11 protein-coding genes and 7 tRNA genes are annotated in these 14,400 nt (G+C 53.0%); 17 read left to right on the forward strand and 1 reads right to left on the reverse strand.

The annotated features are described in order from the left end of the window. The first annotated feature begins 109 nt into the window (after positions 1–109). The 12 genes from nagB to ACUY4Q_RS16865 all read left to right on the forward strand — a co-directional run bounded on the left by nagB (position 110) and on the right by ACUY4Q_RS16865 (position 7,117). Positions 110–910, forward strand: a complete 801-nt coding sequence (nagB, locus tag ACUY4Q_RS16810; protein ID WP_437890183.1) for a glucosamine-6-phosphate deaminase — start codon at positions 110–112, stop codon at positions 908–910. A gap of 64 nt (positions 911–974) precedes the next feature. Beyond that, complete coding sequence (gene nagA, locus ACUY4Q_RS16815) at positions 975–2,123, forward strand: N-acetylglucosamine-6-phosphate deacetylase (RefSeq protein WP_458043862.1); 1,149 nt, start codon at positions 975–977, stop codon at positions 2,121–2,123. Positions 2,124–2,132: 9 nt separating this feature from the next. Further along, positions 2,133–3,353 carry a DNA-binding transcriptional regulator NagC gene (gene nagC, locus ACUY4Q_RS16820; protein ID WP_458043863.1) on the forward strand — a complete coding sequence of 407 codons (1,221 nt, stop codon included), beginning with the start codon at positions 2,133–2,135 and terminating at the stop codon, positions 3,351–3,353. 86 nt (positions 3,354–3,439) lie between these two features. Continuing rightward, complete coding sequence (locus ACUY4Q_RS16825; RefSeq protein WP_458043864.1) at positions 3,440–4,192, forward strand: HAD-IIA family hydrolase; 753 nt, start codon at positions 3,440–3,442, stop codon at positions 4,190–4,192. Positions 4,193–4,475: 283 nt separating this feature from the next. Then, a complete protein-coding gene (gene asnB / locus ACUY4Q_RS16830) occupies positions 4,476–6,140 on the forward strand; it encodes an asparagine synthase B (RefSeq protein WP_458043865.1) in 1,665 nt (554 codons plus the stop codon). A gap of 228 nt (positions 6,141–6,368) precedes the next feature. Beyond that, a tRNA-Met gene (locus ACUY4Q_RS16835) sits at positions 6,369–6,445 on the forward strand. Positions 6,446–6,454: 9 nt separating this feature from the next. Continuing rightward, positions 6,455–6,539: transfer RNA gene (locus tag ACUY4Q_RS16840), tRNA-Leu, on the forward strand. A gap of 23 nt (positions 6,540–6,562) precedes the next feature. Continuing rightward, positions 6,563–6,637 (forward strand) — tRNA-Gln (locus ACUY4Q_RS16845). Between the two features lie 33 nt (positions 6,638–6,670). After that, positions 6,671–6,745 (forward strand) — tRNA-Gln (locus tag ACUY4Q_RS16850). A gap of 16 nt (positions 6,746–6,761) precedes the next feature. Further along, positions 6,762–6,838: transfer RNA gene (locus ACUY4Q_RS16855), tRNA-Met, on the forward strand. Positions 6,839–6,892: 54 nt separating this feature from the next. Continuing rightward, a tRNA-Gln gene (locus tag ACUY4Q_RS16860) sits at positions 6,893–6,966 on the forward strand. Positions 6,967–7,043: 77 nt separating this feature from the next. Next, a tRNA-Gln gene (locus tag ACUY4Q_RS16865) sits at positions 7,044–7,117 on the forward strand. A 90-nt stretch (positions 7,118–7,207) separates the two neighbouring features. Here ACUY4Q_RS16865 and ubiF read toward each other — a convergent pair. Beyond that, the gene (ubiF, locus tag ACUY4Q_RS16870) at positions 7,208–8,383 is read right to left on the reverse strand and encodes a 3-demethoxyubiquinol 3-hydroxylase (RefSeq protein WP_458043866.1); all 1,176 of its coding nucleotides are present in this window, start codon (positions 8,381–8,383) and stop codon (positions 7,208–7,210) included. Between the two features lie 210 nt (positions 8,384–8,593). On the opposite strand from ubiF, the gene miaB reads away from it, so the two are divergent. The 5 genes from miaB to lnt all read left to right on the forward strand — a co-directional run bounded on the left by miaB (position 8,594) and on the right by lnt (position 14,223). Beyond that, on the forward strand, positions 8,594–10,018 hold the full coding sequence (miaB, locus tag ACUY4Q_RS16875) for a tRNA (N6-isopentenyl adenosine(37)-C2)-methylthiotransferase MiaB (RefSeq protein WP_458043867.1): 1,425 nt from the start codon (positions 8,594–8,596) through the stop codon (positions 10,016–10,018). Positions 10,019–10,187: 169 nt separating this feature from the next. After that, positions 10,188–11,234: a PhoH family protein gene (locus tag ACUY4Q_RS16880; protein ID WP_458043868.1), complete on the forward strand. Its 1,047-nt coding sequence runs from the start codon at positions 10,188–10,190 to the stop codon at positions 11,232–11,234. Beyond that, entirely contained in the window at positions 11,231–11,698 is a 468-nt protein-coding gene (gene ybeY / locus ACUY4Q_RS16885) for an rRNA maturation RNase YbeY (RefSeq protein ID WP_043865644.1), read from the forward strand. The genes ACUY4Q_RS16880 and ybeY overlap by 4 nt, the downstream gene beginning before the upstream one ends. Before the next feature lie 102 nt (positions 11,699–11,800). Continuing rightward, positions 11,801–12,679 carry a CNNM family magnesium/cobalt transport protein CorC gene (gene corC, locus ACUY4Q_RS16890; RefSeq protein ID WP_458043869.1) on the forward strand — a complete coding sequence of 293 codons (879 nt, stop codon included), beginning with the start codon at positions 11,801–11,803 and terminating at the stop codon, positions 12,677–12,679. A 5-nt stretch (positions 12,680–12,684) separates the two neighbouring features. Next, positions 12,685–14,223 (forward strand): apolipoprotein N-acyltransferase, encoded by a 1,539-nt coding sequence (lnt, locus tag ACUY4Q_RS16895; RefSeq protein WP_458043870.1) that lies wholly within the window; start codon positions 12,685–12,687, stop codon positions 14,221–14,223. Positions 14,224–14,400: the final 177 nt, after the last annotated feature.

The raw sequence follows: 14,400 nt of genomic DNA on the forward strand, positions 1-14,400 counted from the left end.
GATTAAAAAAATCAACACGGATTGCCCCCTTGTAGAGCAAAACTGCATTACGCTTACTTCAGTACGGCTTGCAATCCACGAACTTTTAAATTCAACCTGGAGATGAACAATGAGACTGATCCCTCTGGCAACAGCAGAACAAGTCGGTAAATGGGCTGCACGTCATATCGTAAACCGTATCAACGCCTTTAAACCTACCGCAGATCGCCCGTTCGTTCTCGGCCTGCCAACTGGCGGCACTCCCCTGACGGCCTATAAGGCATTAGTTGAAATGCACAAAGCGGGCCAGGTTAGCTTCCAGCATGTTGTAACTTTCAACATGGACGAATATGTCGGCCTGCCAAAAGAGCATCCGGAAAGCTACCATAGCTTTATGCACCGCAACTTCTTTGATCACGTTGATATTCCGGCAGAAAATATTAATCTGCTGGATGGTAATGCCCCGGATATTGACGCAGAATGTCGTCAATACGAAGAAAAAATCCGTTCCTACGGCAAAATTCACCTGTTTATGGGTGGCGTGGGTAACGACGGTCACATCGCATTCAACGAACCTGCGTCTTCGCTGGCCTCTCGTACGCGTATCAAAACCCTGACCCATGACACCCGTGTGGCGAACTCGCGCTTCTTTGATGGCGATGTAAGCCTGGTGCCGAAATATGCCTTAACCGTCGGTGTGGGTACGCTGCTGGATGCAGAAGAGGTGATGATTCTGGTGCTGGGTAATCAGAAGGCGCTGGCGTTACAAGCGGCGGTTGAAGGTAACGTCAACCACATGTGGACCATCAGTTGTCTGCAGCTTCATCCTAAAGCCGTTATGGTATGCGATGAGCCGTCAACCATGGAACTGAAAGTTAAGACATTGAAATACTTCAATGAATTAGAAGCCGAAAATATTAAAGGTCTGTAATTGTGTTTCCGTTCTGCCACAGTGATTGTGCGGAACGGCACTCATTTGTTAACCGGGGGTCGTTATGTATGCTTTAACCCATTGCCGCATTTTCACCGGCTATGAAATTCTGGATGACCACGCGCTTCTCGTCGCGAATGGCCTGATTGAGCGTGTCTGTCCATTGGCGGAGCTACCGTCAGGCATTGAGCAGCGTGACCTGCATGGCGCCCTGCTTGCCCCCGGTTTCATTGATGTTCAGCTTAACGGCTGCGGTGGCGTTCAGTTTAACGATACCCCGGAAGCCGTGAGCGTTGAAACGCTTGAAATTATGCAGCGTGCGAACGAAAAATCTGGCTGCACCAGCTACCTGCCGACGCTGATTACCAGCAGCGATGCGCTAATGAAGCAGGGTATTCAGGTAATGCGTGATTACCTGCGCCAGCATCCTAATCAAGCGCTGGGGCTTCACCTTGAAGGTCCGTGGCTGAATATGGTGAAAAAAGGGACGCACAACCCTGACTATGTCCGTAAACCTGACGCTGAGCTGGTGGATTTGTTGTGTAAAAACGCCGATGTCATTACCAAGGTCACTCTCGCCCCTGAAGTGGCGGGTGCCGAGGTGATCGCTAAGCTGGCCGCTGCCGGGATTGTGGTTTCCGCCGGGCACTCAAATGCCACGCTTAAAGAAGCGAAACTCGGTTTTCGTGCAGGTATCACCTTCGCCACGCATTTGTTCAATGCAATGCCCTACATTACCGGGCGTGAACCGGGTCTGACAGGCGCTATCCTTGATGAAGCAGAAGTATATTGCGGTATCATTGCAGATGGCCTGCATGTCGATTACGTTAATGTACGTACTGCTAAACGCCTTAAGGGAGACAAGCTTTGCCTGGTGACCGATGCAACGGCTCCGGCAGGCGCTGATATTGACCAGTTCATTTTTGCTGGTAAAACAATATACTACCGTAATGGATTGTGCGTAGATGAAAACGGTACCCTGAGTGGCTCTGCCCTGACGATGATCGAAGGGGTACGTAATCTGGTTGAGCACGTCGGTATTGCACTCGATGAAGCTCTGCGTATGGCAACCCTCTACCCTGCCCGGGCGATGGGGTTTGCGGACAGTCTCGGCAGCATTGCGCCGGGTAAGGTAGCGAACCTGACTGCCTTCACGCGCGATTATAAAATAATCAAGACCATCGTTAATGGTAACGAGGTCGTCACTGAGTAAGTAAAAGGTATGACATCAGGCGGACAAGCTCAAATCGGTAACGTTGACCTCGTTAAACAACTTAACAGCGCGGCCGTTTACCGCCTGATCGACCAGCTTGGCCCTATTTCGCGCATTCAGATTGCCGAACAAAGCCAGCTTGCCCCCGCCAGCGTGACTAAAATCACGCGCCAACTTATCGAGCGCGGCCTGATCAAAGAAGTGGATCAGCAGGCTTCAACCGGCGGTCGCCGCGCCATCTCCATCGTTACGGAAACCCGCAATTTTCAGGCTATCGGTGTGCGTCTTGGCCGCACCGATACCACGCTGACGCTCTATGATTTGAGCAGCAAGGTCCTTGCGGAAGAACATTACCCGCTGCCGGAACGCACCCAGGAAACGCTGGAGCATGCGCTGCTGAATACCATCCATACCTTTATTGAATCCTGCCAGCGCAAAATTCGCGAGCTGATCGCCATTTCGGTTATTTTACCCGGACTGGTCGATCCGGAGAGCGGCGTCATTCGCTATATGCCGCATATTCCGGTGGAGAACTGGGGACTGGTCGAGGCACTGGAAAAACGTTTTAAATTAACCTGTTTTGTTGGTCATGATATTCGCAGCCTGGCCCTTGCCGAGCACTATTTTGGGGCAAGTCAGGATTGTGAAGACTCTATTCTGGTGCGTGTGCATCGTGGTACGGGCGCCGGAATTATCTCGAATGGCCGCATTTTTATCGGTCGTAACGGTAATGTCGGTGAGATTGGGCACATTCAGGTTGAGCCGCTAGGCGAACGTTGTCACTGCGGAAATTTTGGCTGCCTCGAAACCATTGCGGCAAATGCAGCCATCGAGCAGCGGGTTCGCCATCTCTTGCAGCAGGGATATCAAAGTCGCTTAACCTCTGATGACTGCTCCATCAAGACCATCTGTAAAGCCGCAAACAAAGGTGATGCGTTGGCGTGCGAAGTCATTGAGCACGTCGGGCGCCATCTGGGTAAAACCATTGCTATTGCGATTAACCTCTTCAATCCGCAGAAAGTGGTGATTGCCGGAGAGATCGTTGAAGCTGAGAAAGTCTTGCTCCCGGCCATAGAAGGCTGCATCAATACGCAGTCGCTTAAGGCATTTCGCAAGAATCTTCCGGTGGTGCGCTCCACGCTGGACCACCGCTCCGCCATTGGCGCTTTCGCCCTGGTTAAACGCGCCATGCTCAACGGTTTATTGTTGCAACGTTTGCTGGAAAGCTGACCGGTGTGCGCAATCATCGCCAACGCATAGGCAACTTCAGGTATGCCAGGTATAGTTACTGCTTCTTTTTATGAGCCGGATAGTCAATGACCATTCAGAACGTAATATGTGATATCGACGGTGTGCTGATGCACGATAACGTCGCCGTGCCAGGGGCCGCTGAATTTCTTACGCGCCTTCTGGAGAAGGGCATGCCGCTGGTTGTCCTGACAAATTACCCCTCTCAAACGGGTCAGGATCTCGCGAACCGTTTCGCCTCTGCAGGCATTGATGTGCCGTCCACGGTCTTTTATACCTCAGCCATGGCAACAGCAGATTTCCTGAAACGTCAGGAGGGGAAGAAAGCCTATGTCGTGGGCGAAGGGGCATTAATCCACGAATTATATAAAGCTGGTTTTACCATTACCGACATCAACCCGGACTTTGTGATTGTGGGTGAAACGCGCTCCTACAACTGGGAGATGATGCATAAAGCGGCTTTTTTCGTGGCCAATGGTGCACGCTTTATTGCTACCAATCCGGATACACACGGGCGCGGTTATTACCCTGGCTGTGGCGCTCTTTGCGCAGGCATCGAGAAAATCTCCGGCCGAGAGCCGTTTTATGTGGGTAAGCCCAGCCCGTGGATCATTCGTGCCGCACTGAACAAGATGCAGGCGCACTCTGAGCAAACGGTGATTGTCGGCGACAATTTACGCACCGATATTCTGGCAGGCTTCCAGGCCGGGCTGGAAACCATTCTGGTTCTCTCGGGCGTTTCAACGCTGGACGACATTGATAGTATGCCCTTCCGCCCCTCCTGGATTTACCCGTCGGTGGCCGAAATCGACGTTCTCTAAAACGAACCACGTCTCAGGACGTGGTTTTTTATTTTTAGCCGCCACCAAAGAACATCAATTCAGCAAAAACCCTCAAAAAATGATAATTCGTCAATAATGATGCTTATTTCATGTTCTTTTTTCAGCTTTCCACAATGGTCATTGCGCTTTTTATTTTTCTGACTGCAAAAGGCTTGCGAACGCTTCGGCTTTACGGCATTTTCTTAAACAAGCGATAAGACAACGCGATGGAGCGATGTCTGCACACCACAACATGCAATGCCTGAAGGTAACGGAGAAGTCTATGTGTTCTATTTTTGGCGTACTGGATATTAAAACCGACGCGGTTGAATTGCGTAAGAAAGCGCTGGAATTATCCCGCCTGATGCGTCACCGCGGTCCGGACTGGTCTGGCGTCTATGCCAGTGATAAAGCGATTCTTGCGCATGAGCGTCTGTCGATTGTCGACGTCAACGCCGGTGCCCAGCCGCTTTACAACGAACAAAAAACACATGCGCTGGCCGTTAACGGTGAAATCTACAACCACCAGGCTTTGCGCGCGGAGTATGGCGACCGTTACGCATTCCAGACCGGCTCTGATTGCGAAGTCATTCTGGCGCTCTATCAGGAAAAAGGACCGGAGTTCCTTGATGAACTGCAAGGCATGTTTGCCTTTGTTCTCTACGATACTGAAAAAGATGCGTACCTGATTGGCCGTGACCACATCGGTATTATCCCGCTGTACATGGGCCATGATGAGCACGGCAACATGTATGTCGCGTCAGAAATGAAAGCGCTGGTGCCGGTCTGTCGTACCATTAAAGAGTTCCCGGCAGGCAGCTATCTGTGGAGCAAGGACGGTGAAATCCGCTCTTACTACCAGCGTGACTGGTTCAGCTATGATGCGGTGAAAGACAACGTCACCGACAAAAACGAACTGCGTCAGGCGCTGGAAGATGCGGTGAAAAGTCATCTCATGTCTGACGTCCCTTATGGCGTATTGCTTTCTGGTGGTCTGGACTCCTCCGTTATCTCCGCCATCACCAAGAAATTTGCCGCCCGTCGCGTTGAAGATGAAGAGCGTTCTGAGGCCTGGTGGCCACAGCTGCACTCCTTCGCGGTCGGCCTGAAAGGTGCGCCGGATCTGAAAGCGGCGCAGGAAGTGGCCAACCATTTGGGTACGGTTCACCACGAGATCCATTTCACCGTACAGGAAGGTCTGGACGCAATCCGCGACGTGATTTACCACATCGAAACCTACGATGTGACGACAATCCGCGCTTCAACACCGATGTACCTGATGTCCCGTAAAATCAAAGCGATGGGCATTAAGATGGTGCTGTCTGGTGAAGGCTCAGATGAAGTCTTTGGTGGCTACCTTTACTTCCACAAAGCGCCCAACGCCAAAGAACTGCACGAAGAAACAGTACGCAAGCTGCAGGCGCTGCACATGTTCGACTGTGCACGTGCTAACAAAGCCATGTCTGCTTGGGGTGTGGAAGCGCGTGTTCCCTTCCTGGACAAGAAATTCCTGGATGTGGCTATGCGTATCAACCCGCAGGACAAAATGTGCGGCAACGGCAAAATGGAAAAACACGTCCTGCGTGAATGTTTCGAGTCTTACCTGCCGGCAAGCGTTGCATGGCGTCAGAAAGAGCAGTTCTCTGATGGCGTAGGTTATAGCTGGATTGATACGCTGAAAGAAGTGGCTGCCCAGCAGGTTAGCGACCAACAGCTCGCGACCGCCAGCTACCGTTTCCCGTACAACACGCCTGGCTCGAAAGAGGCGTATCTGTACCGTGAAATTTTTGAAGAGCTGTTCCCGCTGCCAAGCGCTGCGGAATGTGTTCCGGGCGGTCCGTCAGTGGCCTGTTCGTCTGCGAAAGCCATTGAATGGGATGAATCTTTCAAATCGATGAACGATCCATCAGGCCGCGCAGTAGGTGTTCATCAGTCTGCTTATAAATAAGCGACTGTTCTCATTACAGGCCCTGCGGGGCCTGTTTTCGTTTATGCGCATTTTTTAGGGCACAAAAGCGATAAATAACCAATAATTGCCGAATTATGCGCCAGGCTGTTCGCAACCTAACCAAACAGTCACATTACGGCAATTTTCGATGAAAAAGGTATTGACGCTGCCAGGCCCAATACGCATAATGCGCCCCGCAACGCCGATAAGGTAACGCGAAAAAAAGATGGCTACGTAGCTCAGTTGGTTAGAGCACATCACTCATAATGATGGGGTCACAGGTTCGAATCCCGTCGTAGCCACCATCTTTTTTTGCGGGAGTGGCGAAATTGGTAGACGCACCAGATTTAGGTTCTGGCGCCGCAAGGTGTGCGAGTTCAAGTCTCGCCTCCCGCACCATTCACCAGTCAGCGTTGCACGGATGGGGTATCGCCAAGCGGTAAGGCACCGGTTTTTGATACCGGCATTCCCTGGTTCGAATCCAGGTACCCCAGCCATATTTCTTCGAGTTAGCGGTTCTCCGCGGTTTTTGGGGTATCGCCAAGCGGTAAGGCACCGGTTTTTGATACCGGCATTCCCTGGTTCGAATCCAGGTACCCCAGCCATCGAAGAAAGCAGTTTGGCTACGTAGCTCAGTTGGTTAGAGCACATCACTCATAATGATGGGGTCACAGGTTCGAATCCCGTCGTAGCCACCAAATTAAAGATTTAACGTATCGCTGTAATTTTAGCGGTGCATGAAGAAAAATTATTGGGGTATCGCCAAGCGGTAAGGCAGCGGATTCTGATTCCGCCATCCGAGGTTCGAATCCTTGTACCCCAGCCAATTTAAAAAGTCGTTTGCTCTCGGGTAAGCGCACAGTAGTTGAAGTTTTATAATAAATGCGTAAAATTTCACGCTATTGGGGTATCGCCAAGCGGTAAGGCAGCGGATTCTGATTCCGCCATCCGAGGTTCGAATCCTTGTACCCCAGCCACTTAAAAAGTAAAAAGCTCGCTTCGGCGGGCTTTTTGCTTTTTTGCGTCCAGAGAATGCTGGCCTCCCCTAACGAGAGAGGCCTCTGGCATTACAGACCTAACGCATACTTTAACGCCTGGCGTTTCAGCACGCCCGCACGCTCTGCCGCCATCAAACCGAGGTTACGCAAAATGCGCACCGGCCCAAGGTCATTGCTGAACCCGGCATAGAACACGTCCATTCCACTTTGCATCACAAAATTGTCCGCCATTCTTCGTGCCTGATAACGCTTAAGCACCTGCTGACTCGACCAGGCTTCGCCGTGACTACGCGCGCGGGTTAATACATCCAGCAAGCAGTCCACATCCCGATAGCCAAGATTAACGCCCTGCCCCGCCAGCGGGTGAATGGTATGCGCGGCATCGCCAACCAGCGCCAGCCCCGGACGGGTGTATTGCAGGGCATGGCGACGTGTCAACGGAAATGCCCCGGCGGCCACCGGCGTGACGCGTCCTAATCGTGCAGGGAAATGCCGCCCAATCTCCTGTTGCAGCTGCGGCAGGGTCAACGACTGAAGCTGTCGCACACGCGCTGGCGTGTCGTACCACACCAGAGAGGCCCAGTTATCGAATAACGGTAAGAAAGCATGCGGACCCGTGGGTGTGAAATGCTGCCAGGTGCTGTCGCCGGGATCGTTTTCACATTGCACGGTAATCAGCATACAGGCCTGCTGATAGTGCCAGGCATGGATACCAATCCCCGCAGACTCCCGGACGCGGGAATTTGCGCCATCAGCGCCGACCACCAGTTTTGCCGACAAGGTTTCGCCATTTTCAAACACCAGCTGATGACTGTCGGCCTGGAAGTCGATTGAACGGAGCGACGACGGCACACGCAGCGTCACCTGCGGGTGAGCATCCAGCGCTTCCCACAAGGCACGCTGCAGGACGTTATTTTCTACCATGTACCCCAGCAGAGGAAGTTTTAACTCCCGCGCGTCAAACACCACATGGGCGTTTTCCCACTCCCAGGTCTCCAGACGGCGATAGGGATGACAACGCATTGCCTGAATACGCTCCCAGACACCCAGCCCTCTGAGCAGGGAGACTGACGACGCGCTAATGGCAGAAATACGCACATCAGGTTGGGCGTCCGCTCTGAATACGGGAGGCACCTGATGCTCAATAACCGTGACGGCAAAGCCGTGTTGCGCCAGGCCCAGCGCCAGCGCCCCGCCGACCATTCCGCCGCCGACAACCGCGACCTCAGTGGATTGATTATTCATGGCTCATTGTCCTTTAACGAGAATCCCTTAAGTTTACCGGATTTTTGACAGCTTGAGACTGAGAAGCGTCATACTGGTCAGCGCGCAACCAAAGCATTACACTATTCCCCCTGCAATTCTGACGTTATACCCGTCACGCTTCGCATCTAAGATGCGCCAGCGGAAAACGACAAAAATTCGGGTATACAAACCTTAAGCATGAGCAAGTCGATGACAAAAAAACTCCATATTAAAACCTGGGGCTGTCAGATGAACGAATATGATTCATCAAAGATGGCCGATCTGCTGGATGCCACCCACGGATATCAGCTTACCGAGGTGGCGGAAGAGGCGGATGTGCTGCTGCTTAATACCTGTTCTATCCGCGAGAAAGCACAGGAAAAAGTCTTTCATCAGTTGGGTCGCTGGAAATTACTCAAAGAGAAAAATCCTGAGCTGATCATTGGCGTCGGCGGCTGCGTGGCGTCTCAGGAAGGGAAGCTTATCCGCCAGCGCGCTCACTATGTCGATATTGTTTTTGGGCCGCAAACGCTGCACCGCTTGCCTGAAATGATTAACGCAGTGCGGGGTAACCGCAGCCCGGTCGTTGACGTCAGCTTCCCGGAAATCGAGAAGTTTGACCGTCTGCCTGAGCCGCGAGCAGATGGCCCGACCGCCTTTGTTTCGATCATGGAAGGGTGTAATAAATACTGCACTTACTGCGTCGTCCCCTACACCCGTGGTGAAGAGGTCAGCCGCCCCAGTGATGATATTCTGTTTGAGATTGCGCAACTGGCCGCGCAGGGTGTGCGTGAAGTCAACCTGCTGGGTCAGAACGTCAACGCCTGGCGCGGTGAAAATTACGATGGCAGCATCGGATCCTTTGCCGATCTGCTGCGTCTCGTTGCAGCAATCGACGGCATTGACCGCATTCGCTTTACCACCAGCCATCCGATTGAGTTTACCGACGATATCATTGAAGTTTATCGCGATACTCCTGAGCTGGTGAACTTCCTGCACCTGCCGGTGCAAAGTGGATCCGATCGTGTCCTGAACCTGATGGGCCGCACCCACACCGCACTGGAATACAAGTCCATTATTCGTAAACTGCGCGCCGCGCGCCCGGATATCCAAATTAGTTCCGACTTTATCGTGGGCTTCCCGGGTGAAACCGTGCAGGACTTTGAGCAGACGATGAAGCTGATTGCTGATGTGAATTTTGATGTGAGCTATAGCTTTGTCTTCTCTGCCCGACCGGGAACGCCAGCCGCGGATATGGTTGACGATGTGCCGGAAGAAGATAAGAAGCAGCGCCTTTACATTCTGCAGGAACGCATCACTCAACAGGCGATGGCCTGGAGCCGCCGTATGTTAGGCACGACTCAGCGTATTCTGGTTGAAGGGACGTCACGCAAAAGCCTGATGGAGCTAACCGGGCGCACTGAAAACAACCGCGTGGTGAACTTCGAAGGCTCGCCGGATATGGTCGGCAAATTCGTCGATGTCGAGATTACGGATGTCCTCACCAACTCGCTCCGTGGAAAAGTCGTGCGGACGGAGGCCGAGATGGGGCTGCGCATCGCGCAATCTCCGGCGTCGGTTATTGCCCGCACCCGTAAAGAGAATGAGGCGGGCGTAGGCTTCTACCAGCCTTAATGCTGCCGGCCTGCCAACCTGGCAGGCCTTGTTTTTGTCTTTCAACTCCCCCATATCACTTCCAGCGCTTGCGCCTTTATTGAGTGGCGTGAATAATTCTCTGAAAGGCTTATTGTCCGTCAGGCAGTAAGCGAAGCCCATCCGGCAATCCATAGATAAGAGGAACAGTTTGAATATAGATACCCGTGACATCACCCTTGAGCCAGCAGATAACGCTCGCCTGCTGAGCCTGTGTGGACCGTTTGATGACAATATCAAACAACTGGAGCGGCGACTGGGCATCGAAATCAACCGTCGCGATAACCACTTCAAACTTACCGGACGCCCGATATGTGTCCATGCGGCTGCCGATATCCTGTTGAATCTGTATGTTGATACCGCCCCGATGCGCGGTCAGATTCAGGATATTGAACCGGAACAAATTCATCTGGCTATCAAAGAAGCTCGTGTGCTTGAACAAAGCGCTGAGAGCGTGCCGGAGTTCGGTAAAGCTGTAAATATCAAAACCAAACGTGGCGTGATTAAACCGCGCACGCCGAATCAGGCGCAGTACATCGCCAATATTCTCGATCACGACATCACCTTTGGCGTGGGGCCGGCAGGTACGGGTAAAACCTATCTGGCGGTGGCCGCTGCGGTAGATGCGCTGGAGCGCCAGGAGATTCGCCGCATTCTGTTGACCCGTCCGGCGGTAGAGGCAGGTGAAAAATTGGGCTTCCTGCCCGGTGACCTAAGCCAGAAGGTGGACCCGTACCTGCGCCCACTGTACGACGCGCTGTTTGAGATGCTGGGCTTTGAAAAAGTTGAGAAGCTAATTGAGCGCAACGTCATCGAAGTCGCACCGTTAGCCTATATGCGTGGCCGCACCCTGAATGATGCCTTTATCATTCTGGATGAAAGCCAGAACACCACCATCGAACAGATGAAAATGTTCCTGACCCGTATCGGCTTTAACTCGAAAGCGGTCATTACCGGCGACGTGACGCAAATCGACCTGCCGCGCAATCTTAAATCCGGGCTGCGTCATGCCATCGAAGTGCTGGCTAACGTTGACGAAATCAGTTTTAACTTTTTCCACAGCGAAGACGTTGTTCGTCATCCTGTTGTCGCACGCATCGTGAATGCTTATGAGGCATGGGAAGAAGCCGATCAAAAACGCCGTGCGGAACAAGCCGCAGAGCGTAAACGCGAAGCCCAGGAGCACGAGCAAAAATGAGTCAGGTAATACTCGATTTACAACTGGCATGTGAGGATAACAGCGGTCTGCCGGAAGAAGCCCAGTTTCAGGGCTGGCTGGACGCGGTTATCCCGCAGTTTCAGGAAGAAGCAGAAGTCACCATCCGCATCGTGGATGAGGCTGAAAGCCATGAATTAAACCTGACCTACCGCGGGAAAGATAAATCAACCAACGTGCTTTCTTTCCCGTTTGAAGCCCCACCGGGGATTGAACTGCCGCTGCTGGGTGATTTGATTATTTGCCGTCAGGTCGTCGAGCAGGAAGCAAAAGAACAAGGCAAACCGCTGGAAGCACATTGGGCACATATGGTGATCCACGGCAGTTTACACCTGCTGGGTTATGATCATATCGACGATGACGAAGCGGAAGAGATGGAAGGCCTCGAAACAGAGATAATGCTTGCTCTGGGCTATGAGGATCCGTACATTGCCGAAAAGGAATAGCCCTGCAGCCCGTTAACAGGCGCAGCAGAGCACTATGCCGTCAGGTGCTGAATTCACGCGTGACGGCGTTATTTTAACTAACATGAGAACCCACACGACGCCATGAGCGACGACAACTCCCACAGTAGTGACACCCTGACCAATAAAAAGGGATTTTTCTCTCTTTTACTGAGCCAACTCTTCCACGGCGAACCGAAAAACCGTGAGGATTTACTGGCGCTCATCCGAGATTCCGGGCAAAACGAGCTTATCGACCAGGATACGCGCGAAATGCTTGAAGGGGTGATGGACATCGCAGACCAGCGCGTCCGCGACATCATGATCCCCCGTTCGCAAATGATCACCCTGAAACGTAACCAGACCCTCGATGAATGTCTTGATGTCATCATTGAATCTGCGCACTCACGTTTCCCGGTCATTAGTGAGGACAAGGATCACATCGAAGGGATCCTGATGGCCAAAGATCTGCTGCCGTTCATGCGCAGCGATGCCGAAGCCTTCAGTATGGAAAAAGTACTGCGTCAGGCGGTCGTCGTTCCCGAAAGCAAACGCGTTGACCGTATGCTGAAAGAGTTCCGCTCCCAGCGCTACCATATGGCGATTGTTATCGATGAGTTCGGCGGCGTCTCTGGTCTGGTCACTATTGAAGATATTCTCGAACTTATCGTCGGCGAAATCGAAGATGAGTATGACGAAGAAGAGGATATCGATTTCCGTCAGCTCAGCCGTCACACCTGGACGGTGCGTGCGCTTGCCCCGATTGAAGATTTCAATGAAGCCTTCGGCACCCACTTCAGCGATGACGAAGTCGACACCATCGGCGGACTGGTGATGCAGGCCTTCGGGCATCTGCCAGCTCGTGGTGAGTCCATAGATATTGATGGTTACCAATTTAAGGTCGCCATGGCCGACAGTCGACGTATTATTCAGGTTCATGTCAAAATACCGGACGATTCCCCCGAACCGAAACTGGACGAATAACGTAAATGGCATTTGCCCCCTTGTTTGAACGCCAGCGCGTACGACTGCTGCTGGCGCTGCTATTCGGAGCCAGCGGAACGCTGGCTTTTTCTCCTTATGACATCTGGCCTGCCGCCCTCATCTCCTTGATGGGTCTGCAAGCGCTCACCCTTAATCGACGCCCGGTGCAAGCTGCCGCTGTTGGCTATTTCTGGGGGATGGGTCTGTTTGGCTCTGGCGTGCATTGGGTCTATGTGAGCATCGCGCAGTTTGGCGGTATGCCCGGCCCGGTTAATGTCTTCCTGGTGGTGCTGCTCGCCGCTTACATGTCGCTCTATACCGGCCTGTTTGCCGGTGTGCTGTCGCGCTTATGGCCGAAAACAACCTGGCTGCGCGTCACTATCGCCGCACCCGTGGTCTGGCAGCTAAGCGAATACCTGCGCGGCTGGGTGCTCACCGGCTTCCCGTGGCTTCAGTTTGGCTACAGTCAGATTGATGGGCCACTGAAGGGGCTGGCACCGGTGCTGGGCGTCGATGCGATTACCTTCCTGCTGATGGCAGTGAGCGGCTTACTGGTGCTGGCTGCGACCACACGCTCGTGGCGCCCGCTGATTATCGCCCTGGTGCTCTTCGTCCTGCCCTTCCCGCTGCGCTATATCCAGTGGTATCAACTACTGCCGGAGAGAGCAACGCAGGTCTCGCTGGTACAGGGCAACATCCCCCAGTCGGTGAAGTGGAATGAAGGGCAGCTTCTGGAGACGCTGAAGGTCTATCTCAACGCCAGCGAGTCGGTGATGGGAAAATCGCAACTGATCATCTGGCCGGAGTCTGCGATTTCCGATTTGGAAATTAATCAGCAGGATTTTCTCAGCAAGGTTGATGGCCTGTTGCAGTCAAACAACAGTTCACTCATAACCGGTATTGTTGACGCACGCCTGAATCAGCAGAATCGCTACGACACCTACAACACCATCATTACGCTGGGCAAAGACAATCCGTACAGCTACAACTCCACTGACCGCTACAACAAGAACCATCTTGTGCCGTTTGGTGAGTTTGTGCCGCTGGAAAGCATTTTGCGCCCGCTGGCACCGTTCTTCGACCTGCCGATGTCCTCATTCAGTCGTGGCCCCTACGTACAACCCCAACTGAGAGCTCATGGGCTGAAACTGACCCCGGCCATCTGCTACGAGATTATTCTTGGCGAGCAGGTGCGGGACAATTTCCGCCCGGACACCGATTTCCTGCTGACCATCTCCAACGATGCCTGGTTTGGCAAATCCATCGGCCCCTGGCAGCACTTCCAGATGGCCCGTATGCGGTCACTGGAACTGGCTCGCCCGCTGTTGCGCAGCACCAACAACGGCATTACCGCCGTGATTGGCCCGGAAGGTGAAATTCAGGCGCAGTTGCCGCAATTCACTCGCGGGGTGCTGACAGCCAAAGTGACACCAACGTCCGGCCTGACGCCGTATGCCCAAATGGGCAACTGGCCGCTGTGGGTTATGACAGGCCTGCTGGGCTTTGGCGCGCTGATTATGAGTTTGAGACAGCGCCGCAAATAATCCTCCCGCTTTCGCCCTCTCCGCCCGGAGAGGGTTTCTCGCTTTATCTCTCCCTAATGCCACTTCTGGCACATCAATTGCTTAATATCATCCGTTCTGGGGATTTTTTGCGGTCGTGCAATTCAAGCGCACCACAACCGATCACGACGAGCACCAAAACGGTGCAATGGAAGATTT

This window comes from Phytobacter cepae (genome assembly GCF_054165735.1).

Bases quoted from the DNA above. Each gene is read 5' to 3' on its own strand.
- nagC (WP_458043863.1), top strand. From the start codon at position 2,133: ATGACATCAGGCGGACAAGCTCAAATCGGTAACGTTGACCTCGTTAAA.
- lnt (WP_458043870.1), top strand. From the start codon at position 12,685: ATGGCATTTGCCCCCTTGTTTGAACGCCAGCGCGTACGACTGCTGCTG.
- ybeY (WP_043865644.1), top strand. From the start codon at position 11,231: ATGAGTCAGGTAATACTCGATTTACAACTGGCATGTGAGGATAACAGC.
- asnB (WP_458043865.1), top strand. From the start codon at position 4,476: ATGTGTTCTATTTTTGGCGTACTGGATATTAAAACCGACGCGGTTGAA.
- nagB (WP_437890183.1), top strand. From the start codon at position 110: ATGAGACTGATCCCTCTGGCAACAGCAGAACAAGTCGGTAAATGGGCT.
- miaB (WP_458043867.1), top strand. From the start codon at position 8,594: ATGACAAAAAAACTCCATATTAAAACCTGGGGCTGTCAGATGAACGAA.
- ubiF (WP_458043866.1), bottom strand. From the start codon at position 8,383: ATGAATAATCAATCCACTGAGGTCGCGGTTGTCGGCGGCGGAATGGTC.
- corC (WP_458043869.1), top strand. From the start codon at position 11,801: ATGAGCGACGACAACTCCCACAGTAGTGACACCCTGACCAATAAAAAG.
- ACUY4Q_RS16825 (WP_458043864.1), top strand. From the start codon at position 3,440: ATGACCATTCAGAACGTAATATGTGATATCGACGGTGTGCTGATGCAC.
- nagA (WP_458043862.1), top strand. From the start codon at position 975: ATGTATGCTTTAACCCATTGCCGCATTTTCACCGGCTATGAAATTCTG.